General features: G+C 54.6%; 24 protein-coding genes. 1 reads left to right on the forward strand and 23 read right to left on the reverse strand.

The features are described 5' to 3' along the window. Positions 1 to 9 precede the first annotated feature (9 nt). The 23 genes from DBR37_RS11510 to DBR37_RS11620 all read right to left on the reverse strand — a co-directional run bounded on the left by DBR37_RS11510 (position 10) and on the right by DBR37_RS11620 (position 22,477). A complete protein-coding gene (locus tag DBR37_RS11510) occupies positions 10 to 1,287 on the reverse strand; it encodes a multidrug effflux MFS transporter (protein ID WP_124574608.1) in 1,278 nt (425 codons plus the stop codon). A gap of 68 nt (positions 1,288 to 1,355) precedes the next feature. After that, on the reverse strand, positions 1,356 to 2,828 hold the full coding sequence (locus tag DBR37_RS11515; protein ID WP_124574609.1) for an NAD-dependent succinate-semialdehyde dehydrogenase: 1,473 nt from the start codon (positions 2,826 to 2,828) through the stop codon (positions 1,356 to 1,358). Positions 2,829 to 2,937: 109 nt separating this feature from the next. Further along, positions 2,938 to 3,627: a YafY family protein gene (locus DBR37_RS11520; RefSeq protein WP_124574610.1), complete on the reverse strand. Its 690-nt coding sequence runs from the start codon at positions 3,625 to 3,627 to the stop codon at positions 2,938 to 2,940. Positions 3,628 to 3,819: 192 nt separating this feature from the next. After that, the gene (locus DBR37_RS11525; protein ID WP_233588350.1) at positions 3,820 to 4,365 is read right to left on the reverse strand and encodes a hypothetical protein; all 546 of its coding nucleotides are present in this window, start codon (positions 4,363 to 4,365) and stop codon (positions 3,820 to 3,822) included. Positions 4,366 to 4,578: 213 nt separating this feature from the next. After that, the gene (locus DBR37_RS11530; RefSeq protein ID WP_124574612.1) at positions 4,579 to 5,670 is read right to left on the reverse strand and encodes a hypothetical protein; all 1,092 of its coding nucleotides are present in this window, start codon (positions 5,668 to 5,670) and stop codon (positions 4,579 to 4,581) included. A 135-nt stretch (positions 5,671 to 5,805) separates the two neighbouring features. Beyond that, positions 5,806 to 6,378: a hypothetical protein gene (locus DBR37_RS11535; RefSeq protein ID WP_124574613.1), complete on the reverse strand. Its 573-nt coding sequence runs from the start codon at positions 6,376 to 6,378 to the stop codon at positions 5,806 to 5,808. Positions 6,379 to 6,410: 32 nt separating this feature from the next. After that, complete coding sequence (locus tag DBR37_RS11540) at positions 6,411 to 6,929, reverse strand: hypothetical protein (RefSeq protein WP_233588351.1); 519 nt, start codon at positions 6,927 to 6,929, stop codon at positions 6,411 to 6,413. A gap of 3 nt (positions 6,930 to 6,932) precedes the next feature. Then, positions 6,933 to 7,619: a pilus assembly protein gene (locus tag DBR37_RS11545; RefSeq protein ID WP_124574614.1), complete on the reverse strand. Its 687-nt coding sequence runs from the start codon at positions 7,617 to 7,619 to the stop codon at positions 6,933 to 6,935. A gap of 33 nt (positions 7,620 to 7,652) precedes the next feature. Beyond that, positions 7,653 to 9,929 carry a TcfC E-set like domain-containing protein gene (locus DBR37_RS11550; protein ID WP_233588352.1) on the reverse strand — a complete coding sequence of 759 codons (2,277 nt, stop codon included), beginning with the start codon at positions 9,927 to 9,929 and terminating at the stop codon, positions 7,653 to 7,655. Positions 9,930 to 10,087: 158 nt separating this feature from the next. Next, positions 10,088 to 10,600, reverse strand: a complete 513-nt coding sequence (locus DBR37_RS11555; protein WP_124574616.1) for a CS1 type fimbrial major subunit — start codon at positions 10,598 to 10,600, stop codon at positions 10,088 to 10,090. A 351-nt stretch (positions 10,601 to 10,951) separates the two neighbouring features. Beyond that, a complete protein-coding gene (locus DBR37_RS11560; protein ID WP_124574617.1) occupies positions 10,952 to 11,326 on the reverse strand; it encodes a VOC family protein in 375 nt (124 codons plus the stop codon). An 85-nt stretch (positions 11,327 to 11,411) separates the two neighbouring features. Beyond that, a complete protein-coding gene (locus DBR37_RS11565) occupies positions 11,412 to 12,632 on the reverse strand; it encodes a class I SAM-dependent RNA methyltransferase (protein ID WP_199739100.1) in 1,221 nt (406 codons plus the stop codon). A gap of 83 nt (positions 12,633 to 12,715) precedes the next feature. Continuing rightward, positions 12,716 to 13,318, reverse strand: coding sequence for a 2-hydroxychromene-2-carboxylate isomerase (locus DBR37_RS11570; protein ID WP_124574618.1), 603 nt, complete (start codon positions 13,316 to 13,318; stop codon positions 12,716 to 12,718). Between the two features lie 18 nt (positions 13,319 to 13,336). Beyond that, on the reverse strand, positions 13,337 to 13,756 hold the full coding sequence (locus DBR37_RS11575) for a CopD family protein (protein ID WP_124574619.1): 420 nt from the start codon (positions 13,754 to 13,756) through the stop codon (positions 13,337 to 13,339). A gap of 68 nt (positions 13,757 to 13,824) precedes the next feature. Next, complete coding sequence (locus DBR37_RS11580) at positions 13,825 to 15,090, reverse strand: glutamate-5-semialdehyde dehydrogenase (protein WP_124574620.1); 1,266 nt, start codon at positions 15,088 to 15,090, stop codon at positions 13,825 to 13,827. A 114-nt stretch (positions 15,091 to 15,204) separates the two neighbouring features. Next, positions 15,205 to 16,221 (reverse strand): DNA polymerase III subunit delta, encoded by a 1,017-nt coding sequence (holA, locus tag DBR37_RS11585; protein ID WP_124574621.1) that lies wholly within the window; start codon positions 16,219 to 16,221, stop codon positions 15,205 to 15,207. Continuing rightward, entirely contained in the window at positions 16,205 to 16,729 is a 525-nt protein-coding gene (gene lptE / locus DBR37_RS11590; protein ID WP_124574622.1) for an LPS assembly lipoprotein LptE, read from the reverse strand. The genes holA and lptE overlap by 17 nt, the downstream gene beginning before the upstream one ends. Positions 16,730 to 16,773: 44 nt before the next feature. Further along, entirely contained in the window at positions 16,774 to 19,419 is a 2,646-nt protein-coding gene (gene leuS / locus DBR37_RS11595) for a leucine--tRNA ligase (protein WP_124574623.1), read from the reverse strand. 111 nt (positions 19,420 to 19,530) lie between these two features. Beyond that, entirely contained in the window at positions 19,531 to 19,857 is a 327-nt protein-coding gene (locus tag DBR37_RS11600; RefSeq protein ID WP_124574624.1) for a barstar family protein, read from the reverse strand. Positions 19,858 to 19,861: 4 nt separating this feature from the next. Further along, positions 19,862 to 20,290: a biopolymer transporter ExbD gene (locus DBR37_RS11605; protein ID WP_124574625.1), complete on the reverse strand. Its 429-nt coding sequence runs from the start codon at positions 20,288 to 20,290 to the stop codon at positions 19,862 to 19,864. 14 nt (positions 20,291 to 20,304) lie between these two features. Continuing rightward, positions 20,305 to 20,997, reverse strand: a complete 693-nt coding sequence (locus DBR37_RS11610; RefSeq protein WP_124574626.1) for a MotA/TolQ/ExbB proton channel family protein — start codon at positions 20,995 to 20,997, stop codon at positions 20,305 to 20,307. Between the two features lie 40 nt (positions 20,998 to 21,037). Next, positions 21,038 to 21,844, reverse strand: coding sequence for a 4-hydroxy-tetrahydrodipicolinate reductase (gene dapB, locus DBR37_RS11615; protein ID WP_124574627.1), 807 nt, complete (start codon positions 21,842 to 21,844; stop codon positions 21,038 to 21,040). A gap of 18 nt (positions 21,845 to 21,862) precedes the next feature. Then, positions 21,863 to 22,477: an outer membrane protein assembly factor BamE gene (locus DBR37_RS11620; RefSeq protein ID WP_233588353.1), complete on the reverse strand. Its 615-nt coding sequence runs from the start codon at positions 22,475 to 22,477 to the stop codon at positions 21,863 to 21,865. 76 nt (positions 22,478 to 22,553) lie between these two features. Between DBR37_RS11620 and fur the strand changes: the two genes are divergently transcribed. After that, the gene (gene fur / locus DBR37_RS11625; protein WP_124574629.1) at positions 22,554 to 22,979 is read left to right on the forward strand and encodes a ferric iron uptake transcriptional regulator; all 426 of its coding nucleotides are present in this window, start codon (positions 22,554 to 22,556) and stop codon (positions 22,977 to 22,979) included. Positions 22,980 to 23,078: the final 99 nt, after the last annotated feature.

Below are 23,078 nucleotides of genomic sequence, written 5' to 3' on the forward strand. Positions count from 1 at the left end.
TCTCCCGTATTACTCCACGGTTTCCCACGCATTCGGTTCTTGCCTTGCATCGAGGAAGCGGCGATAGGTTCGGCCTCCCAGCCACAAGCCGAGTGCGATCAGCGTAAAGATCATCTGACCTGCCGCCAGCGCGATGGGTGTATGCGAGAGAACCGGCGCAATTACGCCTGCAACCAATGCGCCGAGTATCGTCAGCACAAAGGATTGGCAGGAGGCGACGATGCCGCGGATATTCGGGAACAAATCCAGCACCAGTAGTGTGGCGCCCGGCGCCACCATGGACATGCCGAAAGTATAGAAAAATAAAGGCGCGACCGACCATGGCAGGGCCGGAGGAAACAGCGCGTGATAGGTCACGTTAAACACAGCCGCACCGATCAGGAAACCAAAACCGATCAGCACCTGGCGTGAAATCGGGATATTGCCCGCCAGTCGATTCGCGGTCAGCGCACCACAGAAAATGCCTGCCACAGTAGGGATGAATTGCCAGCCGAACTGATCCGGCCCGAGTCCGAGATGCTCAACCAGGAACACCGGAGCTGCCGCAACATACAGGAACATGCCGGCAAAGTTGAAGGCGACTGCTCCTGCCTTTAAATGAAACAAGGGTGAACGGAATACGCGCTTGTAGCTGTGATACAGGAAGTGCGGGTTGAAAGGCTGACGCTTTTCCGGTGGCAGTGATTCAGGTAAACGCTTGTAACAATAAATCAGCAACAGCACTGCATAAGCGAACAACGCGAGGAAGATGGTGCGCCAATCGCTATGTTTGACTATCCAGCCACCGAGTATCGGTGCGATGGCTGGTGCGATGGAAAAAATCATGGTCACCAGTGACAGCAAACGCTCGGCTGCCGAACCTGCATACAGATCACGGATGATGGCGCGCCCGATCACCACACCCGCACCTGCAGAAATCCCTTGCAGCATGCGGAACACCCAAAGGTATTCAATGCTATGCACGGCAGCACAGGCGAGCGTTGCGACTGCAAAAACTGCGAGCGAAACCAGGATGATATTGCGGCGTCCGAATGCATCGGATAAAGCGCCATGCCACAGGATCATGACGGCGAATGAAAACAGGTAAGCAGTCAGCGTTTGCTGTACTTCAAGCGCGCTGGCGCCGAGCGAAGCCTGGATATTCGGGAATGCGGGCAGATAGGTATCTATCGAAAACGGGCCGAGCATGGACAGCGCGGCCAGCATGACAGCCAGCGCGCTGCTGTTGATAACCACGGCTGCGGCTGTGCTTGCAGGCAGCGTGTTCGTTTCTTTTGTGTCTGACATCGGTATAACTCTTTATTGTTGGTACTACGCTTGTGACCGATGTGATGGAGCCATGTAGTTGTGCGGGTTCAGATACCGCCCATGCACAGGTATTTGATTTCCAAATATTCTTCTATGCCGTACTTTGAACCTTCACGACCCAGGCCGGATTGTTTGACGCCGCCAAAGGGCGCAACTTCATTTGAAATCAGGCCGGTATTGATGCCGACCATGCCGTACTCGAGTTTTTCAGCGACGCGCCATACGCGACCGATATCACGTGAATAGAAATAACTGGCCAGGCCAAAATCGGTGTCGTTGGCGGCGGCGATTGCTTCTTCTTCGGTTTTGAACCTGATGACCGCTGCCACCGGGCCGAAGGTTTCTTCATGCATGATCAGCATGTCGGTGTTGATGTTGGACAGCACGGTCGGTTCATAGAAGTAACCGCCCAGCGCATGCTGTTTGCCGCCGGTCACGATGTGCGCGCCTTTGTTCACGGCGTCGCTTACATGTTGTTCCACTTTTTTGACGGCTTGCGCATCGATCAGCGGTCCTTGCAATACGCCCTGTTCAAAGCCGTTACCGACTTTGATCTTCGCTGCACCTTCTCCCAGCTTTTGTACGAAGGCATCGTAGATCGATTCATGTACATAGAAGCGATTGGTGCAGACGCAGGTTTGTCCGGCATTACGGTACTTGGATTGCAAGGCGCCGACCACTGCTGCATCCAGGTCGGCGTCATCAAAGACGATGAAGGGCGCATGGCCGCCGAGTTCCAGCCCTATCTTTTTAACCGTAGGTGCGCACTGTTCCATCAGGATGCGGCCGACCGGCGTCGAACCTGTGAACGATACATGGCGCACGATAGGGCTGGAGCAGAGTACCTTGCCGACAGCGATAGACTGGTCAGCATCCGACGTCACCACGTTAACGACACCTGCCGGGATGCCTGCACGGTGCGCCAGTTCTGCGATGGCCAACGCGGACAAGGGCGTTTGCTCGGCGGGTTTGATGACGATGGTGCAGCCTGCTGCTATTGCCGGAGCGACCTTGCGCGTAATCATCGCAATCGGGAAATTCCACGGTGTGATCGATGCACATACGCCGATAGCTTGCTTGAGTGTGACCGTGCGTTTGTCGCTCCAGGTTGATGCCATCACATCCCCGCTGACGCGCTTGGCTTCCTCGGCAAACCATTCGATGAAGCTGGCGCCGTAGATAACTTCGCCACGTGACTCGATCAGCGGTTTACCTTGCTCCGCTGTCATCAGTGCTGCCAGGTCGTCTGCATTTGCGATGATGAGATCAAACCATGCACGCATGATGTTGGCGCGTTCCTTGGCGGTTTTGGCAGCCCACGCAGGGAAGGCGACATGCGCCGCCTGTATCGCCTGCTCGGCTTCCGTTGCGCCCATATTCGGCACTTGCGTGATGTGGCTGCCATCAGCCGGATTATTTACGTCGAAGCTGGCCTTGGCCGTCACCCATGCGCCGTTGATATAGGCCTGATTGCGCAAGAGGCTCAGGTCTTTTAACTGTAAGGTGGCGTGGTTCGACATGGCATGCTCCTGCGTGGCAAAAGGAAAAGCATAGCCCAATCAAGGCGAGCGCGCTGACGACGGCCGTAAACGTTGGCAAAGCTATCACGGACACTTATGCTGGATGCGTTTAGTTGCAGTCCATCTGACGCTTCATCGCGCGCACAAAGTCGGCCAGGCGACGGCCGCTGACACCAGTGTAGGAGCCGCCATCGGCCAGCGTCTGTACGCGGTCCAGCCGGAACGAGCGGAAATCGCTGCGGGTTTCGCACCAGGCGGCGATAGACCAGGTATTGCCCCAGAAATATAGTGCCAATGGCCAGATGGTGCGGCAACTGGCTTGCTGTTTGGCATCGATGTAATTGAGCAAGAGTTTGTTTTGCTTGCCGATAGCTTTGCGTATGTTTTCCAGTCGTTCACCGTGGCTGGCTTCGATATGAAAGTCCGGTGCAAACAAAGGTGTGGCTTCGACGAAATCACGTTTTTCGCGCGGCAGGGCGAGTGTGATCTTGGCCAGTGCTGCAGCTCCGGATGCGGCCAGTTGTGGGCCACCCCAGGCTTGCACCATGCGTACACCGGCGACCAGCGCTTCGATCTCGTCGCTGCTAAACATTAACGGTTGTAAATCGAAGCCAGCCTTGACGCGATAACCGACGCCTGCTTCACCTTCAATCGGTACGCCAGACAGCGACAGGTCACGGATATCGCGGTAAATCGTACGTTCGGAGACGTACAGCCATTCTGATAATTGCAGGGCCGTGGTCAGCCTTCGGCCACGCAAATACTGTGCGATCTGGAACAGGCGTTCAGCGCGGCGCATGGTGTTGGTTCCTGATCAGACTTGGCTGCATGGCGAGGAGGTACATGGTGAGCGGAAGAGCGGTTGGTGCAACAAACAATGTAGCAAAGGATGCCGCAAATGAAGCTGCCACATTTTGACAAATGCGCGTACCACCGTCCAGTTGTATCGGTGGACAGGCAGTGACAGGAGCGCGTCCGGTCTTGTGTGTGCTTAAGGTGGTGTAGCAGTACAAGCCGGATATCCGGGTACCGTGATATGTTGCCCGATCAGTGTCCTGGGTGTGCCGGGATAAACATTGAATGCTTCCAGCACCTCGCCGTCAATGGCGGCTCCCTCGATGCGATGACGTACATTGCCAGTGGCTAAGATACGGGCACCGTCTGCGCTGCAGAGGACTTGCATCGCCTGGTGCTGGCGTCGCGGCAGTTGCCGTACTATTCCGCTGTGAGCGATCTTGATCACCACCATGCCTACCCGGCCTGAGCGTCCGGTTCTCATGTTCGCGACTTCGGGGCGTACATCCAGGCGATATACTTGTTCAGTGCTTATTTCGCTCAGTGGCTTGAGCGTGATGGGTTTGCTTTGACCTGGTAGCAAGGTCATGCGAAACGGTGTGGCGTATAGGGTCGGGCTTGCGGTCTCGCTGACGGCCTGTAATTGTTCGTCTTCCAGTGGTACCCCGGGATTCTGCAGCCGCGATAAAGTTACGGAAACATACTCCGGCTCTGCCCCATGATTGGAGACAGTGACTTGCATCTCTTGGTCCTGTACCGCGATTTCCCTCGGATCGATGCCGATGTGGGCGTGCGCGATGGCAGGAACGAGCAGAATGAGCACCAACATAATCGAATTCGTAGGCAGCATATACATTTTTATAAAATCATCCGACGGTGTTGACGCGACTTGCCGTTGGCAGGGGCGGCAAGTCAGGGTTGCAATTTGGCGAGCAGGCACATCATTGCTATTTCATCAGGGTGGATTCGCTATAGTGAGGTAGAGCGTGTCCATATAGTCACCGGGCTTCGAGGTGGGTAGGACTTGGGTCGTATAGCTCGCGTCAAAGCAGGTTCTTCCGCTGTTACTGAAATTCTTTACCCAGAATGCGGTCGGGCCTTGGTTAGGCATTCTGTAGGCGCCACCAACCAAGGCCGTTCCGCGCAAGAGCATGCTATAGGGTATGACCGCAGTGGGATCGTCACGATGTACCAGCTTGAACATATTCGTGCCCATTTTTCCATTGAGGTTGCTTACGTTTAATGTGAGCTTTTCGCTATAGATGGTAGAGGGATCGTAAGACAAACAAAATTTTTCGCTCAATGCGATATCTTGATCCGCCTGGGCCGTATCCAGAGTTCCGAAATTCCAGTCGGGAGCCTCGACCAGGAGGTTTTTCTTTTTCGGTCGTGGTGGCTTGGTTCCTGGCAAAAATTCCTTGCATGCGCTGCTATTCAATGCACTGCTTTCTGTAAGGTAGACTCCAGGGGCATCTAAAAATATGTCGGACATGGTGCTGCGTATCGACATGTTGATACCGACGCCAGGCCATTCTTGTATGTCGATACTATTCACCGCGACCTGGATGTCGACCTTGCCTGCCGATATGCGGTGCCAGCTATTTGCATATGCCGGTATGATCGTATCGGTTTGTGGACCTGAGAAAAATTTCACCAAGGGAGCGGGTCTAAAGCCGTAGCCATCTACAGAGGGTATCTGATTCAGCTCAACCTGCACACTGGAAGGTACGGTTTTCATATTCCCATTGCGATCCAAAAAAGATACGCCCACACCCCAGGTAGAGAATTGCCTCCCTTGCTGGGACATCATTCCAAACGCTCCTACCAGATAGGCGTTGACTCGAAAAATGGTTTTCCCGTTTGGGGTAGTTGTCACCGCACAGTTGTTATATCTGGCTCCCGTTGTAAGGTAAGCAAGATACTGTGCATGGGTGGTACGCGGAATGAGCATGCCGCTCAGTAGCAATACTCCACACAGAAGATAAAGAATGAAACGACCGTGCGATTGCGCAACGCGATGGTACGAACCATGCAGATGTAGTGTCATGATGCTTCCCTTTTTGTAGTCATCAGTCGTACGGGTGTCCGATGCATAATTTTCTTTATCGATGGCTGTATAAACCGTACTGCTAGTGCGTATTCCATAAGAAGGCGACTCAAGAAGACGATGTAAGGTGGCGACTTAAGGAGGGGTTTGTGCTACAGGTTCAAAGATCATCGACAGTTGTCCTGTATAAATGCCGCCGACTTCTTGCACCCTCCCGTCTGGAGGTTGAGCGCGGATTTTCAGCATGTAGTTGCCTGTACTGATATCTCCGGGGCCCGGTGCTGTCCCACCACTGCCTGTGAGGTAGATTGTGTTGGTGAAGACGAGTATGGCGGGGGTGAGCGGGATTAATTGTGCGGCGCCGCCCGATGCGGGTTCCAGCTTTACTTCGACAGATTGGAAGCGGTGACTCTCACTGACCAAAGTCGGATTCGCTGCCAGACTTACCTGAAACTTGGCAGGTAAGGACCGCACCATCAAATTCAGTTGGGCCTCGAAGGGGGAGTTCAGGCCACCGGACTGTTCCAGCACCAGCACATTTGGCCAGTGACCTTGCGCGTCGGTGACCTCGATGTATCTTTTGGCTACAACTTTCGCCCGAATGACACTGTGCGTCTTGCTGCCTGCTACGATTTCGATTTCGCACCATGCTGCGCCAGGCATCAGCATCTGGGCGAGCAACATAGCGGTTAATAAGAATTTTTTCACAGAAGCTCCATTTCAAAATAGCCGGGGCTGATTTATTTGTCCGGCATTTGATAGATCAGTACGCCATACCCGATGCTGAGTGACAGCGGGGCAGCGGCCCCATCTGTCAACTCTCCTGCGATGGTGATTTTTTCGCGCGGCTGGAATGTCACACGCCACACTTGCGGTGTGCCCGGCCGCTGTAGTTCCCGTAGCTGGATCAGGTAGCGTTGCCCCGGTCCAAGTGCCAGTCGCAGTGGCGCCACCAGCAAGGTCGGTTGTTCGATTTCCTGCAGCGGCACCAACTGCTCGGGCCGCTCGCCAGGGTTGCGCAGCAAGCGCTGCAGGACATCCAGATACAACATGGAATCGCCGACGTTCTCCGCATATAGTTCCGCTGTACTTTGGTTCGGGCCCAGCCAAATTTCGACATTCGATAGCTTCAATACACCGGCAGCCATGACGTCCGTCATTGACCATAGCGATAGGCACAAGAACAGCACACAGCGCGCGCGTCGCGGAGCCAGGATGGTCAGTTTGGCACGCCATAAAGATGGAGCTAGGGACTGCATGTCTTATCCATGACATGCCAGTGTTTTGGGTTGGTCGTTTTCTACCCAGTTCAGCTGTTTGCCTTCTATGCGCTGCGTTGTGCCGGGGAACAAGGCGCGTGAAGCCGGCGTGGTTTCCTTATCACTGCTGACATCGGTCAGCAAGACGCGCACGCTGCCGGTGTTTTCCAGCACGATCGCATTGTTCTCGCAACGGTGCGACCAGCTTTCGATTTGCCTGGCTGGTGGCGGCATATGACGCAACAGGACGCCGTAAGCGATAGTGATGGACATCGGTGCGGTGATCTTGTCCTGCGCTGCGCCTTCTTCCAGCTGTATGGCGCGCGCGGGTACGACATACAGGCGGTACAGCGCTTCTGTACTCGGTTCGTACAATGATCTGACGAGAACCTTTCTTGACTGGCCTGCACCCAAAGTCACGCGTTCCGGGCTGGCGAGCAAACCGGGGCGTTCCACTTCGGCCAGCGGTACTTTGTCTTCCGGCATCAGGCCTGGATTCCTGACTTGCAGGAGCGAGATATTCAGGTATAGCGGTGCGCTACCCATATTTCTTAAGGTGACGAAGTAGTCGTGGCCCTGAAAAACCTTGAGGGTGGCCGGCATAACCATCAGTTCACCATCCGCTTGGGCAGATGATGTGCCCAGCAGCGCAAGCAGAATGATCCAGCGTATTTTCTGTAATGCTTTCATCGTTTTAATTCACCTATATGTGGCAGATCTGTTTCATTTGAGGGCGACTTCACCCTGCTCACGTTTAGCCCTGGGCAGGTCGTCTGTAGTTACTTTCGGTTGGCAGCGGTAGTAGCCATCCCGGATCTGCTGCGACAGATCGCAGAGGTAAATCAGGCCATTTTTTTGTTGTACCGAAATGCTGGTGAGTATGGTCTTGACCGAAATTGCGAACAGGCCGTTGGGATAGGCTGTGTCGCCGGTTTCGACGATGTGCCCACCTACCGGTTGCTCGTCAGGGCCTATCAGCAAGCCGTTGTAAGCCATGTTGAGATCGACCTTGGCTTCGGCGCTATAGACCTGACCCGGATGCGCGCGCACGATATTTGCCGGTACCTCGATGTTCATATCCAGCACCTTGCTGCTGCTATCGACGCGGGCGAATGACACATCGCCATATGAGGTGACAGGCACTGCATAGGTGCCGCCACTGCCGACCGGATTGCCATTCACGTTGAAGCCATAGGGAGTCCCGGCGAGGTCAGGTGTTTTCAATAGCATGGCGCTGCCGCCAGAGCTATAGCGTCCCAGTGCAATGCCGTCCGCGTTGGCGGCGAGCATGCCCTGGATGTTCAGGTTCATGTTGGTACGGCCATCACTGGTGGCGCCTACGTTGAGGGTTGCATCTCCGCGTGTGCCTGAACGCGAGACATAGGCATTGATGCCCTTGCCCATGGTTTGGCGTACTGCATTCACGCCGACCGAGGTGGTGCCGTAGTTGTCCTGGAAGCTGCGCTTGTAGTCACCACTTAGTTGCGTTTGACCGCCATATTGCGAGGCGCGGATACTGCCCTGTGATTTGTCCAGTGTCCACGTCGTATTGAAGTAGAGCGCGTAACCACCGTCGCGGCCTACCATGTACCCGCCTTTTTGCACGCCCAGTGCAAAGGTTGACCATAGCCCGTTCGGGTTGTAGTTCCAGCGTAGTTCGGCCTGGTGCGCGCTGGTAGTGCTGTACTTGTAATAGTTGTAGAACAGTAAGGCGCTACCGGTCAATGCGCGGTTGTACGAAAAATTGGTACTCGGCGAGCCACGGTAAAAACGTGATATGTCCGATATCTGATAACGGCTCATTGTCAGGTTGCCCAGCACCGGATCATTCAGCATGAGATTGCCGTAGATACCGTAGCCGCGTTCACCGCCCAGCAGGCCTATAGTCGGCGTGATGTTCATGGTGCCGATTGCGCTGGGGCGAGTCAGGTTGAGCTCACCTGCCCAGCGTCCTTTTTCGCCAGTGACGACTGAGCCGTTCACATAGAACTGGCTCAGGTTGCGACTGACTGAGGCTTGTATCAGACGTTGACCGCTATCCATTTCCTGGCCTGCGGTGACGCGCCATGAATTGCTGCCACCGGAAAAATTCAGGTTGTTGATGTCGCGTACTTCGGTACTGAGTATGTTGCCGTTACGATCAAGCAGGCGTATCTCCAGCGGGTAGTAGCCGCCAGGCAGCGAAGCGAAGCTGATTTCATTGCGCCCCAACTCGGCGGGACGCCGCCAGATCAGACGACCACCGCGATAAAATTCGTAATTGCCTTCGACCGTCGCGTATAGCACCAGTGAACCAAGATCACGCGTGTTGCGCAGATTTTCCTGGTTACCGATGGTGATGAATTTATCGAAGCTGGGCGTGAGCATGGTGCTGACTGCACCGGATCCATAGTCAATCGCATTTTGTTTGCCTATGCGCACATAGGTTTCAGAGAAATTCTTTTGCACGTAGTAGGAGGAAATTCCCTGCATGCTGCCTTTGCGTCCCTGCAACTCGCTGCGGCTTGCGTACCAGTTCATGTAGCCAAAACTGCGTTGCGGCAGTCCCAGGTAGGTATTGCCGCTGGTATAGATGGAGCGGTAACTGTCGGACGAGCCGCTCAGGTTCAGGGAGTAGTTGTTGACGAATCCCCAGTTGGTCTCCGGTGCCAGATAGTCGGAGCGGGTGCTGCGTATGACGAGCGTACGACGCAGCTTGTCTATCGTGACGTAGTAACTGGCATATTCTTTGTCGCAGCCGTTGACGCATTGCTTGTAGTCGATCAGTGAGACCACTTCCCTGATTTTTGCAATTTCTTCAGCCGGTATGCCGTTGGCGGCATATTGTTTTTCGTCGAATACGAGTTGCTCCTGTTGCTGTGAATAGCGGATCAGGCCGGGCAGTGTTTTGCCATCGAAGGTGGACACATAGCTCGCTGTGTTGTCCATTTCAACAGCATCGAACCCTTCAGGCACGCCATAGCTGATCTTGACTTGTGCATATGCAGATAGCGATATCATCGTACACAGTTCAAGACCTAGCTTTGCGAGACGAAAAGGAAGCCATCCGGTGTGCATACCTATGCTTGTTTGTATTTGATCAGGAGAGAGAAAAGAAAAGGCGGGCATGGTGCTGTCCAGGCCCGCCACGGTGCATTACATGTTCAGCAAAAACGGGATTAAGGAGTAATCGTCGTTGCTTCGAATACCATTGCCAGATCACCCGTGTACGCGCCGTTGCGGGAAACGCCTTCTGGTACTGTCGGGGAAATCGCTTCGATTTCGAGGTCGTACTGCTGATCAAAGGAACCTGCCGGAGTGCCGGAGCCTGCCGGAGTGACCATTTTGATTTTTTGTGCAGTACTCGATAGCGTCACGCCGGCGAGTTTCGCTGTGCCGGTCATGGTGAGGCCACCATTAGCCAGTTGAAATGGCGATGCCAGCAAGACCTGGAAACCGTTTTTGGTGGAGTAGATGCGGACAGGCAGTACTTTGGTGAACTTCGTTTGCAGGAAACCGTCCGGTTCCAGTTCTTCAGTACCGTACCAGCTCGAGCCATCAGGTTTCGATACAAAAATCGAATCGTTGATGGTCGCCTTGAGGTTGATGGACTTGTTCAGCGAATCAGCGGAGGCAACGCCTATAGACGCAGCACCCACAGCAATTGCAAGTATAAGTTTATGTAGTTTCATACTGACTTCCTTCAGAAGGTGATATTCGAATCCCCGCAACTTAGGGGCCTGAGATTTCCAGGTTAGATATTGCCAACCTGGATGGCTAGCCATTCTCGAATAGTGATTGGTATGAAGCTACGAGAGAAATCCTGAACAAATTAAGTTTCCATATGGAAACTTAATTTATCGGAATTTCCATATTGTTTTTTGTTTGGAAAGTGTTTACAGGTGACCAAGGTGCTTCACTTGGCTGTAAATTGTTGGCGGCTGAATAGCCCGGTCAGGTGTGCGACGCTCCCCATCCCCTGCAGCACAAACGTGTATGCAGGGTGACGGAGAGATACTTACATCGAATGCAATGCGTGACGCTTAAGACATCGCATGCAGTCCGATCAGATTGCCTTCGGTGTCGACGAAATGCGCCATATAGCCGATGTCGTCAGGCAGCTGTGTCTTCGGTACATATACTTTGCCGCCGGCCGGTACGACGCGTTGTATGACGGCATCGATAGATGCGCCTGCATCCAGGTAAATCATGGTGCCGTTGCTGCTGGGTTTTTGATGTTCGCTGTGTGTGACACAGCCACAGCTGTCACCAGCAGGGCTGGTGAAGATAGCCATCTGCATCAGGTCGGCAGTGGCGCCTTCTATCTGTAGCTTGGTATCAAACAGCGTTTCGTAAAAACGTGTGGCACGAGCAAAGTCGTTGGAAGGGATTTCGAACCAGTTTATTTTTGTTTGCATGATGTCCTCGCATGAAATGCCAAATGGCAGCGAGCATCATGCGCGGGTGCTCCTGACAGCATACTGTCAGGAGACTTCAGGAAGTTTACTGTTTAGTTTCAGTCTTGGGTATCGCTTGTTCACGGCGGTTGAAGCCAGCGACCATATCGAAACGGAACAGACGGCATTCCAGCGCTCCGTTGAAGAAAGGTGTTTTACGCGCTTCTTTCAGGCGCAGTAATTTCGGCAAGCCGAGATCAGCGGTAAAGAGGAATACTTTCCAGCCGGCGAAACGTTGCTTGAGCGTGGTGCCAAATGCGCTGAAGAATTCCTTCGCCATATCATCTGCTTCCATCGTGCTGTCACCACGCACACCGATACGTTCGCCGTAAGGTGGATTGGTCAGCAGGATGCCTGGTGTTTCACTCGGCGCTTTGACTTCCTGTGCTTCGATTTGCTTGAGCGGGACTTCGAAGCGTATGCCGGCCTTGTTCAGATTGTTGCGTGTCATGGCGACCATATCGCCCGAGATGTCGCTGCCGAAGATGGTAGGTTCAGTCGGCAATGGATTCGGTTTGACGCTGGCTTTGATAGCTGCCCATTCTGCTTTGCTGAAACCAGCGAATTTTTCGAAGGCGAAGTCACGATGCAAGCCGGGTGGGATGCCTGCCAGCATTTGCGCAGCTTCTGCCAGGATGGTGCCGGAGCCGCACATAGGATCAAACAAGGTCATGCCCGGTTTCCAGCCGGAAGTGCGCAGCAAGCCCGCCGCGAGGTTTTCGCGCAGTGGAGCGTCGCCGGTTTCCATGCGCCAGCCACGTTTGAACAGGGCTTCGCCGGATGTGTCCAGGTAGAGGGTGAAGGTACGTGCATCGAGGAAGCCGACGATGCGCATGTCCGGCATTTTGGTGTCGACCGAGGGACGGCGATTATAGATGTCACGGAAGCGATCACAGATGGCATCCTTGATTTTCAGCGTGGTGAATTCCAGGCTGCGCAATGGCGATTTGATTGCGGTGACGTCTATGCGTATGGTGTGGTCGACTTCAAACCAGTCTTCCCACGCTTGCGCCAACGTCAAATCATAAATATCGTTTTCGGTGGTGTAGCTGGCGTGCGCCATGCGCATCAATACACGCGACGCGATGCGCGAATGCAGGTTGATGCGATACGCATCCTGCAAGCTGCCTGAGCAATGCACGCCGCCCGGAACCTGGGTATGCACCTTCAGGGTTTTATCGAGCAGGGCGATTTCGTTGAGCTCTTCAGCAAGAGCGATTTCCAGACCGCGTGGGCATGGGCAGAAATAAGAAAATGATGAAGACATGTGGGGAACCCTTTATCCGTTATAAAAATAGACGCGCGACCACATCGTGATGTGTCGCGCGTAGCTTGTTGCAACTATTGCGCTTATTTTTGGAAAGCGCGTTCGACGAAGTCCAGTCTGTCCTGACCCCAGAACGCTTCTCCGTCGACGATATACCACGGTGCGCCGAAGACACTGGCCGCCATTGCATCATTGGTAAATTGTTCGTACTCGTTTTGCACGCTGGTGGTTTCCGATGCTTTTACCAGCGCGTTACCGTCATGTCCGGCGGCACTTGCCAGTCCGCTCAGGGTTTCAGCATCCATGATGTTTTTATCGTCGGCCCAGAATGCGTGCATGATGTCACCCGTCAATTTCAGGGCGGCGTCAGTGCCATGCGCAAACTTGGTCGCGATGATTAGTTTGGATGCCGCATCACCGGAGGCAGGTGAAAACTTGGGCTGCAAATTCAACGGCAAGCTCAGGTGTGCACTCCAGCGCTTGAGTTCGACCAGACGATAAGCCTGGCGTTGTGGCGGACGTTTAGCCAGTGGCAAGCCACCGGATACGCTGAACAACTTGGGCAAATCGATAGGTTTCATATCGATTTGCACATCGTATTGCTGCGCCAGTGCGATCAGGCGCGCATGGCCGAAGTAGGCCCACGGTGACTGGGGTGCAAAATAGTATTCGCAGATCTTGGCCATGAAGGCTCCGAAAAATGTTTAAAACGGTTTGACCACGACCAGGATCACGATGGCGAGCAGCAGGACGATAGGTACTTCGTTGAACCAACGAAACCAGGTGTGACTGCGCTTGTTGACGCCATGCTCGAATTTTTTCAGTAAAGAGTTGCACGCATGCTGGTAGCCGATCACCAGGATGACCAGCACGACCTTGGCGTGCAACCAGCCATTGCCCGGCCCCTGGCCGAAGCCGTAAAACAGCAGGCCGACGCCAAACAGTACCGCTGGCACCGCCAGGATGGTGGTGAAGCGATACAGCTTGCGTGCCATCAGCAGCAGGCGGGTGGTCGCAGTGGCATCGGTTTCCATCGCCAGATTCACGAAGATGCGCGGCAGGTAAAACAAGCCGGCGAACCAGGAAATGACGAATACGATGTGCAGTGCTTTGATCCAGAGCATGTGATTTTCCTGCTAAGTGAGAAGGACTTACGCAGGGCAATCATCTGCGCCTGCGGAATTACATCGTACTAGCTACGAACCTCTCCATGACCAAAGACGACATATTTCAGTGACGTCAATCCATCCAGACCCACAGGTCCGCGTGCGTGCAGTTTGTCGTTGGAAATGCCTATCTCTGCGCCAAGGCCATATTCAAAGCCATCAGCAAAACGGGTCGATGCATTGATCATGACCGATGCCGAATCCACTTCACGCAGGAAGCGCATCGCACGGGTGTAATCCTCGGTCACGATGGCGTCTGTGTGTTGCGATGAATAGGTGTTAATGTGATCGATGGCTTCATCCAGGCTGCCGACGATTTTGACCGACAGGATGGCGGCCAGGTATTCAGTGCTCCAGTCTTCTTCGGTCGCACTGGCCAAATGCGGATAGCCCTGCAGGATGGCGCGCGCTTCATCATCGCCACGCAATTCAACTTCTTTCGTCGCGTACAGTTTGGCGAGCTCAGGCAAGACGGCTGCGGCGACGCTGCGTGCGACCAGCAGGGTTTCCATGGTGTTGCAGGTGCCGTAGCGATGGCACTTCGCGTTGAAGCAAATATCCAGCGCTTTTTTCAGGTCAGCCTTGTCGTCGATATAGACGTGGCAAATACCATCCAGGTGCTTGATCATAGGTACGGTGGCTTCGCGCATCAGGCGTTCGATCAGGCCTTTGCCGCCGCGTGGCACGATGACGTCGACGTACTGCGGCATGGTGATGAGTTCACCGACTGCAGCGCGGTCTGTGGTTTCGACGATTTGTACGGCATCGGCGGGCAAACCGGCAGCAGCCAGGCCTTCGTTGACCAGTTTTGCCAGTGCCTGGTTGCAGTGGATGGCTTCGGAGCCGCCACGCAGGATGGTGGCGTTGCCGCTCTTGATGCACAAACCGGCAGCGTCGACGGTCACGTTAGGGCGTGCTTCGTAGATGATGCCGATGACGCCCAGAGGCACGCGCATCTGGCCGACCTGGATGCCGGTCGGACGGTATTTCATGTTCGAGATTTCGCCGATAGGATCGGGCAGTGCAACGATTTGCTCCAGGCCTTCGGCCATGGTCGCAATCGCTTTGTCAGACAAGGTCAGGCGATCGAGCAGGGCGGGTGCCAGGCCGTTGGCACGGGCTGCTTCCAGATCGCGCTGGTTGGCAGCGCGCAAGGTGTCTGCTTCGCGTCGTATCGCCGCAGCGATGAAGAGCAAAGCCTGATTTTTGGCTGCGGTGTCAGCTTTGGCCATGGCGCGCGATGCCTTGCGGGCGCGCAGACCAACTTCTTTCATGTATTGCTTGATGTCCATTTTGCTAAGGAATGGTTGGTGTGACGATTGATGAATAACTAACTGTTGATACTTAAGGCCTGAACAACTATATGCTGGGCGTCCCTCGATATTGCAAGTTGTGACAACTGCAAACTAGCCGCGTGCGATTTTCAATCCCAGTTGCAACATGGCATCCCAGGCATCGCCGGAAAATTGTTTCGCCCGTAAACCTTTCACCATCTTATCGATTTGTGCCGCTTCTTGCAGCGCACTTTCCAGCGTCGATAATTTGAGGCGACGTAGCGCAGGTTCTATCAGGCGTTCGCGCGGCCCCCAGATACGATATTCTTTCGTCAACTGACTCAGCGGGCGGCCTTGCGCTACGCCGGATTTCAGTTTCAGCAAGGTACGGACTTCTTCGGCGACGGCCCACAGTACCAGCGGCAAGGCTTCGCCTTCCCCTTTCAAACCTTCCAGCATGCGTACGAGGCGGGTGGTGTCGCCGCTGAGCATGGCTTCATTCAGTTTGAACACATCGTAACGCGCTACATTCAGTACGGCGTCGTGGATTTGTTCAAAACTTAAAGGCCCTTCCGGATAGAGCAGGGCCAGTTTCTGGATTTCCTGATGCGCCGCCAGCAAATTGCCTTCGACCCTATCCGCGATGAAGTCCAGGCATTCGCGGTTTGCGCTCTGCCGTTGTGCTGTCAGTCGTACGCCCAGCCAGGCCGGTAATTGCGCGCGTTCAACCAAAGGAATGTCGATGTACACACTGGCTTGCTGCAGGCTGGCAACCCAGGCGGCCTTTTGCGTGGCCCAATCGAGTTTGGGTAGCGTAATCAAGGTCACGTTGTCGGGGCTGAGCGATGCAGCGTAGTCCTGTAGTGCCTTGCTGCCATCCTTGCCCGGTTTGCCGGTCGGGATGCGCAGTTCGATCAGCTTCTTGTCGCCAAACAGCGATTGCGACTGATTCGCAGCAAGCAATTCACCCCATTTGAAACTGCGATCGACCACCAGCACTTCACGTTCCGAATAAGCTTGCGCGCGCGCCGCCTTGCGTATCTTGTCAGCGGCTTCCAGTGCCAGCAAATGCTCATCACTCGTGATGACATACAAGCCGGCCAGCGGCTTGTTCAGATGAGCGTCTAGCGCATCAATTCGCAGTTGCATTGTCCACCGGCTTGATGGCGGCGATGCGGCGCAGGATCTGTTGCACCAGGTCAGATTGCATGTCGCGGTACAGCATCGACTCTTCTGCTTCCTTCGCCAATACTTGCGATTCGTTATAGCTGAGGTCGCGCTTCAGCGTAATCGTGGTCGGCGACATGTATTCGATGCCGGCATTGTTACGTACGCGAACGGTGACGAGGTAGTTCAACACGTATTCACGTACACGTCCCTGGCTGTTCAGCGACAGGATGACTTTGTTGCGTTGCTCACTGACGATATCCAGGATGGCTTCTGCGTCTTCCGGCCTGTCCTTGATGGCCAGCTCACCGCTGCCGCGGATATAGCGACGTAATTCACCACCTAGTGTGGAGGTTGCCGGCGCGGCGATGTAAATTGACTTGAACGGCAGATCACCGCCCAGTATGGTGCCGCGCAGCTTGAAGCCGCAAGCAGTCAGCAAGAGGCTGGAAGCCAGTACCAGGGTCAGGAGACGACGGTTCTTTAACATGAATAATCCTGCGTCAGTTGTACTTCAAATGTTGTGCACAAAATTTAAGCAACGATGTTGACCAGCTTGCCCGGGACCACAATGATTTTCTTTGGTGTGCCTTCGATGAATTTCTGCACGCTTTCATTCGCCAGCGCTGCTGCTTCTATGCTGGCTTTGTCGGCGTTCTTGGCGACGATAATGCTGCCACGCAGCTTGCCGTTCACCTGAATCATCATTTCTATCTCGGCTTGTTCCAGCGCGGCCGGATCGACTTGCGGCCATGGCGCATCGAGGATGTCGCCGTGTACTTTAGCAAATCCGAGTTCCTGCCACAGTGCATGCGTGATGTGCGGTGCAACCGGATTCAGGACGCGCAGGAAGATGCTGAGACCTTCACTGATGACGGCATTCGACTCAGCCGAATCGTCCAGCTTTGCCGCTTCCAGTGTGTTGAGCATCTTCATGCCGGCTGACACCACGGTGTTGTACTGAATGCGTTTGTAATCGTTGTCGGCTTGCTGCAAGATCTTGTGCGTTTCACGGCGCAAGGCTTTATGCGTTTCCGGCAGCTTGTTCAGATCGACAGCAGTCGTGTTAGCCACGCGTGCCGCCTGGTTGTATGCATACGCCCAGACCCGGCGCAGGAAGCGGTTGGCACCTTCGACGCCGGCACCTGACCATTCCAGTGTTTGTTCGGGTGGCGAAGCAAACATGGTGAACAGACGGGCGGTATCTGCGCCGTACTGATCGATTTGCGCTTGCGGATCGATGCCGTTGTTTTTCGACTTCGACATTTTTTCCGTGCCGCCGATTTCCACTGCCTTGCCATCGCTGTTCAGGACGGCGGAAACAGGACGACCCTTGTCGTCGAGTTGCAGTTGTACATCGGCCGGGTTGAACCAGGTCTTCTTGCCGCTGGCATCTTCACGGAAGTAGGTTTCGTTCAGCACCATGCCTTGTGTCAGCAGATTGGTGAACGGCTCGTCGAATTTGACCAGGCCGAAATCACGCATGACTTTGGTCCAGAAGCGCGCGTACAGCAAATGCAGGACTGCATGTTCGATACCGCCGATGTATTGATCCATCGGCATCCAGTAATCATTCCGGCTGTCGACCATGGCGTCGCTGCTGTTAGGCGAGCAATAGCGCATGTAGTACCACGAAGAATCGACGAAGGTATCCATGGTGTCGGTTTCGCGACGTGCAGGCTTGCCGCATTGCGGGCAATCGACATGCAGGAATTTTTCATGCTTGTTGAGCGGGTTGCCGCTGCCGTCCGGCACGCAATCTTCCGGCAGTACGACAGGCAAATCTTTTTCCGGTACCGGTACATCACCGCAATCCTTGCAGTGAATGATAGGAATAGGCGTGCCCCAGTAACGCTGGCGCGAGATACCCCAGTCGCGCAGGCGATAGGTGATTTTCTTTTCGCCGAGGCCGAGTTCTTCCAGGTCAGCGGCGATGGCGTCCACCGCTTGCTGGTAGTTCAGGCCATCGTATTTGCCGGAATTGATGCAGCGACCATTTTCCTTGTCGCCATACCACTCATGCCAGGACACATCGGAGAAGGTTTTGCCTTCTACGGCTATGACCGGATGGATAGGCAGTACGTATTTTTGGGCAAAGGCGAAATCACGTTCGTCGTGCGCTGGTACGCCCATCACGGCGCCGTCGCCGTAGGTGATTAGTACGTAGTTGCCGACCCAGACTTCGACCAGTTGGCCGGTCAGCGGATGTTTGACGAAGAGGCCGGTAGGCATGCCTTTCTTTTCCATCGTTGCCATATCGGCTTCGATGACGCTGCCGAGTTTACATTCGGCGATGAAGTCGGCGAGTTCTGGATTCGATTTGGCAGCGTAGGTCGCCAATGCGTGTTCCGGTGCCACGGCGCAGAAAGTAACGCCCTTGATGGTGTCGGCGCGGGTGGTGAAGACCCACAGCTTGCCGTCATTGATGAGCTTGCCTTCGTCGGCGATGTCGTGCGTGAACGCAAAGCGCACGCCAGTCGATTTGCCGATCCAGTTCGATTGCATGATGCGTACACGTTCCGGCCAGCCTGGCAATTTATTGTCGACGTGGTCCAGCAATTCTTCCGCGTAGTCGGTGATGCGTGCGTAGTACATCGGGATTTCACGCTTTTCGATCAGCGCGCCCGAACGCCAGCCGCGACCATCGATGACTTGCTCATTGGCGAGCACGGTCTGGTCGATAGGGTCCCAGTTCACGGTACCGGTTTTTTTGTAGATGATGCCTTTTTCCAGCATCTTCAGGAACATCCACTGGTTCCATTTGTAGTATTCAGGACGGCAGGCGGTCATTTCGCGCGACCAGTCGATCGCCAGGCCCATGGAGGCCATCTGCGTCTTCATGTAGTCGATGTTGGCGTAGGTCCATTGTGCCGGCGGTACATTGTTCGCCATCGCCGCGTTTTCAGCAGGCATGCCGAACGCATCCCAGCCCATAGGCATCAGCACGTTGTAGCCGTTCATCCGCAGGTAGCGGTACATCACGTCATTGATGGTGTAGTTGCGCACATGCCCCATGTGCAGCTTGCCGGATGGGTACGGCAGCATAGAGCAAGCGTAGAATTTCTTCTTGTCGTTGCCGTTTTTATCCTTGGCGTTTTCGACGGCTTTGTAAGCGTCGATTGCCTGCCAATGGTCGTGCGCCGATTTCTCTACTTCGGCGGGGCTGTATTTATCTTGCATGACGGATGGAGCCAAAAGTGAATGTGAACCTGTGATTATACTGGTTCACCACCTAGAACTCATTTCCTAAATGCGTGCGGTGCGACTGCGGCTGCTTATAGGGGCGCTAAATCAGGCCAGTTTGAGTTCCAGTGCGGGATTTTCACCGTAATCGGCGTAGCGTTCGTTGATCGCTTCTATGCAGAAAGCGACATCTTCGAGGATGTCCGGGGCTTTTTTCTGCAGAATATCTGCGTGATCGACGATGATCTGGAGTTTTTCTGCCGGTTTTAAACGGAATTTCGTCATGCCGTCTTCATCGCGCAGATAGCTCATGCAATCGACCCAGGCATCCATGTTGTCGCCATAGAAATCCGGAAAGCCGAAAGCAGTCTTGCAGGCGCTGTGAAAGGATGGCCAGTCGGTGATGTGTTCACCGTTTAAATGTACGACGGCCATGGACTTATTTCTTGGTGGATTGCGGTGTTTCGGTCACAAAGCCTAGCTTGGCGATGCCATTGCCCTGCGCCGCTGCCATGACTTGCGCTATGACTTCATAGCGAGTGCCTTTGTCAGCGCGCAATTGCACTTGCGGTTGTGGCTGCTGCTGCGCGGCGGCTGACAGCCTGGTGTTCAGGTCGTCCAGTGTGACCGGATCGTTATTCCAGAATACTGCGCCCGCGCCATTGATGGAGAGCGAAATCGTGGTCGGCTCGGTCGGCGCCGGCGCTGATTTGGCGCTAGGCAGGTCGAGTTTGATGGCGTGCGTGAACAGCGGGGCGGTGATGATGAAGATCACCAGCAATACCAGCATGACGTCCACCATAGGCGTGACGTTAATGTCGGCCATAGGACCGGCTTGCTGCTTGTCGTTGAATCCGCCGAATGCCATGTTTCTCTCCCGGATTACTTGCCGACGCGTGCGCCGGTAGTCAGGTAGGCGTGCAAATCATGCGCGAAGGCGTCAAGTTCAGCCAGCGTGATGCGATTGACGCGGGTGAAGGCGTTGTAAGCCAGTACCGCCGGGATCGCGACCGCCAGACCGAGCGCAGTCATGATCAGCGCTTCGCCGACCGGGCCTGCTACTTTGTCGATTTGTATGGTGCCGGATGAAGAGACAGCAACCAGCGCGTGGTAAATCCCCCAGACTGTACCGAACAAGCCGATAAATGGCGCGGTAGAGCCAACGGATGCGAGCAGTGTCAGGCCGGTTTCCAGGCGCGACGATACACGGTTGATTTCCTGACGCAGTGTGCGGGTGATCAGTTCGCCCGGATCGGTATTGGCGTTGAGCGAATTCGCATGCGGCTTGATGTTGGCGGCTTCGACACTTTGTGCCGCCAGCGGTGTGTAGACGTTTTCGCTGTCGCTCCGCTTGATGGTCGCGATTGCATCTGTCAACGTTGGTGCTTGCCAGAAACCGTCCAGCGCGGCTGCGCTGCGACGGATGCGCCATGAGCTCCAGGCCTTGGACAGGATGTAGTACCAGCTGAGGATGGACATGATCAGCAGCACATACGCAACGCTATGCGAAACGGCATCGCCCTGTGCCCAGTAGTGCGCGAGTCCCAGGCTTTGCTCTGCTGCTGTTGAGTTCATGTGGTCTATCCGAGAGTTGTTTTAGTCAGTCCGGCAGGGATCAGCGCAAGCCGAGTACGTCCTGCATATCGTACAAACCGGTTTTCTTGTCGGCCAGGAAGCGGACGGCGCGTAAGCTGCCGTGTGCGTAGCTGACGCGGCTCGACGATTTGTGCGAGATCTCTATGCGTTCGCCGGTGCCGGCAAACAGCACAGTGTGGTCGCCGATGATGTCGCCGCCGCGTACGGTGGCAAAGCCGATCGATGACGGGTCACGTGCACCGGTCACGCCTTCGCGTGCCCATACCGCAACATCGTTGAGTTCTTTGCCCAGCGCGCCGGCAATCACTTCGCCCATTTTGATCGCGGTACCGGATGGTGCATCGACCTTGTGGCGGTGGTGTGCTTCGATGATTTCGATGTCATAGCCTTCGGAGAAATTCTTCGCGGCCATTTCCAGCAATTTCATGGTGACGTTCACACCTACGCTCATATTCGGTGCAAACATGATGGCGGTCTTTTCAGCGGCAGCAGCGATTGCCGCTTTGCCAGCCGCATCGAAGCCGGTGGTGCCGATGATCATTTTGATGTTGTGCGCGGCGCAGTATTCAAGGTGCTTGAGCGTGCCTTCAGGGCGGGTAAAGTCGATCAGGAAGTCGGAATCTGCCAGGCCCTGGGCGAAATCGGATGCGATCAATACGCCGGAAGGTTTGCCGAGGAAAGCTGCGGCGTCAGTGCCGATGGATGGTGAGGCTGCGATATCCAGTGCGCCTGCGAGCTTGGCATCCGGTGCTTCCAGGATGGTTTCGATCAGCATATGGCCCATACGGCCGGACGCACCGGCTACTGCGATTTTCAGTTGATTCATGTGTTCAGAATTCGTTGATTATTTGTTTGCTGCTTTGGCTTTGTCCGCAATGCGTGCCAGGTAGTCTTTTTCGGTAGGCAGGTCGCCACCGCCTTCGTAGGACGAGACCAGCTTGTCCTTGAAGTAGACTGTGACGCGGCTGCTGGTGATTTCGCCATTACCTTTTTGCATGCGGAACGCGTAGTCCCAGCGATCAGCATGGAATAAGTCGGTCAGCAAAGGTGTGCCGAGCAGGAAGACAACCTGATCCTGCGTCATGCCTTCTTTCAGTTGGGCGACCATTTCTTGCGAAACGAAGTTGCCTTGCTGGATGTCAGGACGGTAAGGGGAGAAAATGCCGAGGAAGCGTTTTTCACGTTTGACCTGTACGCCGCTGGCCGTTGTGCTTGCGGCTGGTGCCGCGGCTGCAACTGCCGGTTTGGCTGCGTCTGCGGCTACTTTTTCTTCGCTGGCTGCTACCGGTGCTGGCTGGGCGGCTGGTTTAGCTGCAGGTTTGGCCGCAGCAGCTACTGGCGCGGGTTCGTCTATCAGCGGGTTTTTCGAGGCGCAGCCTGAGAGTACGCCTGCCAATGCCAGGCAAAATGTACCAGCGAGGAGCGGGGCGCGATTAGAATGACGGGGCAGCATTTGCATATGGGGTCTCAAGGGATTGAGCAATTGTACGAAAACACTATATGATAAGGCAGATATCCTTAATATGAGCAAGAACATGCCGAACAATCCATCCGAGTTAAAAGCCAGCGGTCTCAAAGCGACGCTGCCACGTCTGAAAATCCTCGATATTTTCCAGACTGCCGAAGTACGCCACCTGAGCGCAGAAGACGTCTACAAGATGTTGCTTGCTGACAATCTGGATGTCGGCCTGGCAACGGTTTACCGTGTTTTGACGCAATTCGAGCAAGCAGGCCTGCTGCAGCGCAATCACTTTGAAACCGGCAAAGCCGTGTTCGAACTGAATGAAGGCTCGCACCATGACCATCTGGTTTGTCTGGATTGCGGCAAGGTGGAAGAGTTTTTTGATGCTGAAATCGAAAAGCGCCAGGTGCGTATCGCTGAAGAGCACGGTTTTGAAATTGCCGACCATGCTCTGGCTCTGTACGGACACTGCAAGAATTGCAAAAAAGCTAAAAAATAAGTATGGCTTTTCATGAAAACCATGCTGGCGGAAACGCCCGCATGGTTTTTTTACAGCTTTTTATTAGAACTCATTTCATAAATATCCGCGAGTGCGAAC

The organism is Herminiimonas sp. KBW02, from assembly GCF_003852535.1.
Lineage (GTDB): Bacteria > Pseudomonadota > Gammaproteobacteria > Burkholderiales > Burkholderiaceae_D > Oxalicibacterium.

What these genes read in the sequence shown, in the direction of transcription:
- DBR37_RS11510 (WP_124574608.1), bottom strand. Translation starts at nt 1,287, where the DNA reads ATGTCAGACACAAAAGAAACGAACACGCTGCCTGCAAGCACAGCCGCA.
- DBR37_RS11515 (WP_124574609.1), bottom strand. Translation starts at nt 2,828, where the DNA reads ATGTCGAACCACGCCACCTTACAGTTAAAAGACCTGAGCCTCTTGCGC.
- DBR37_RS11520 (WP_124574610.1), bottom strand. Translation starts at nt 3,627, where the DNA reads ATGCGCCGCGCTGAACGCCTGTTCCAGATCGCACAGTATTTGCGTGGC.
- DBR37_RS11525 (WP_233588350.1), bottom strand. Translation starts at nt 4,365, where the DNA reads ATGCAAGTCACTGTCTCCAATCATGGGGCAGAGCCGGAGTATGTTTCC.
- DBR37_RS11530 (WP_124574612.1), bottom strand. Translation starts at nt 5,670, where the DNA reads ATGACACTACATCTGCATGGTTCGTACCATCGCGTTGCGCAATCGCAC.
- DBR37_RS11540 (WP_233588351.1), bottom strand. Translation starts at nt 6,929, where the DNA reads ATGCAGTCCCTAGCTCCATCTTTATGGCGTGCCAAACTGACCATCCTG.
- DBR37_RS11545 (WP_124574614.1), bottom strand. Translation starts at nt 7,619, where the DNA reads ATGAAAGCATTACAGAAAATACGCTGGATCATTCTGCTTGCGCTGCTG.
- DBR37_RS11550 (WP_233588352.1), bottom strand. Translation starts at nt 9,929, where the DNA reads ATGATATCGCTATCTGCATATGCACAAGTCAAGATCAGCTATGGCGTG.
- DBR37_RS11555 (WP_124574616.1), bottom strand. Translation starts at nt 10,600, where the DNA reads ATGAAACTACATAAACTTATACTTGCAATTGCTGTGGGTGCTGCGTCT.
- DBR37_RS11560 (WP_124574617.1), bottom strand. Translation starts at nt 11,326, where the DNA reads ATGCAAACAAAAATAAACTGGTTCGAAATCCCTTCCAACGACTTTGCT.
- DBR37_RS11565 (WP_199739100.1), bottom strand. Translation starts at nt 12,632, where the DNA reads ATGTCTTCATCATTTTCTTATTTCTGCCCATGCCCACGCGGTCTGGAA.
- DBR37_RS11570 (WP_124574618.1), bottom strand. Translation starts at nt 13,318, where the DNA reads ATGGCCAAGATCTGCGAATACTATTTTGCACCCCAGTCACCGTGGGCC.
- DBR37_RS11575 (WP_124574619.1), bottom strand. Translation starts at nt 13,756, where the DNA reads ATGCTCTGGATCAAAGCACTGCACATCGTATTCGTCATTTCCTGGTTC.
- DBR37_RS11580 (WP_124574620.1), bottom strand. Translation starts at nt 15,090, where the DNA reads ATGGACATCAAGCAATACATGAAAGAAGTTGGTCTGCGCGCCCGCAAG.
- holA (WP_124574621.1), bottom strand. Translation starts at nt 16,221, where the DNA reads ATGCAACTGCGAATTGATGCGCTAGACGCTCATCTGAACAAGCCGCTG.
- lptE (WP_124574622.1), bottom strand. Translation starts at nt 16,729, where the DNA reads ATGTTAAAGAACCGTCGTCTCCTGACCCTGGTACTGGCTTCCAGCCTC.
- leuS (WP_124574623.1), bottom strand. Translation starts at nt 19,419, where the DNA reads ATGCAAGATAAATACAGCCCCGCCGAAGTAGAGAAATCGGCGCACGAC.
- DBR37_RS11600 (WP_124574624.1), bottom strand. Translation starts at nt 19,857, where the DNA reads ATGGCCGTCGTACATTTAAACGGTGAACACATCACCGACTGGCCATCC.
- DBR37_RS11605 (WP_124574625.1), bottom strand. Translation starts at nt 20,290, where the DNA reads ATGGCATTCGGCGGATTCAACGACAAGCAGCAAGCCGGTCCTATGGCC.
- DBR37_RS11610 (WP_124574626.1), bottom strand. Translation starts at nt 20,997, where the DNA reads ATGAACTCAACAGCAGCAGAGCAAAGCCTGGGACTCGCGCACTACTGG.
- dapB (WP_124574627.1), bottom strand. Translation starts at nt 21,844, where the DNA reads ATGAATCAACTGAAAATCGCAGTAGCCGGTGCGTCCGGCCGTATGGGC.
- DBR37_RS11620 (WP_233588353.1), bottom strand. Translation starts at nt 22,477, where the DNA reads ATGCAAATGCTGCCCCGTCATTCTAATCGCGCCCCGCTCCTCGCTGGT.
- fur (WP_124574629.1), top strand. Translation starts at nt 22,554, where the DNA reads ATGCCGAACAATCCATCCGAGTTAAAAGCCAGCGGTCTCAAAGCGACG.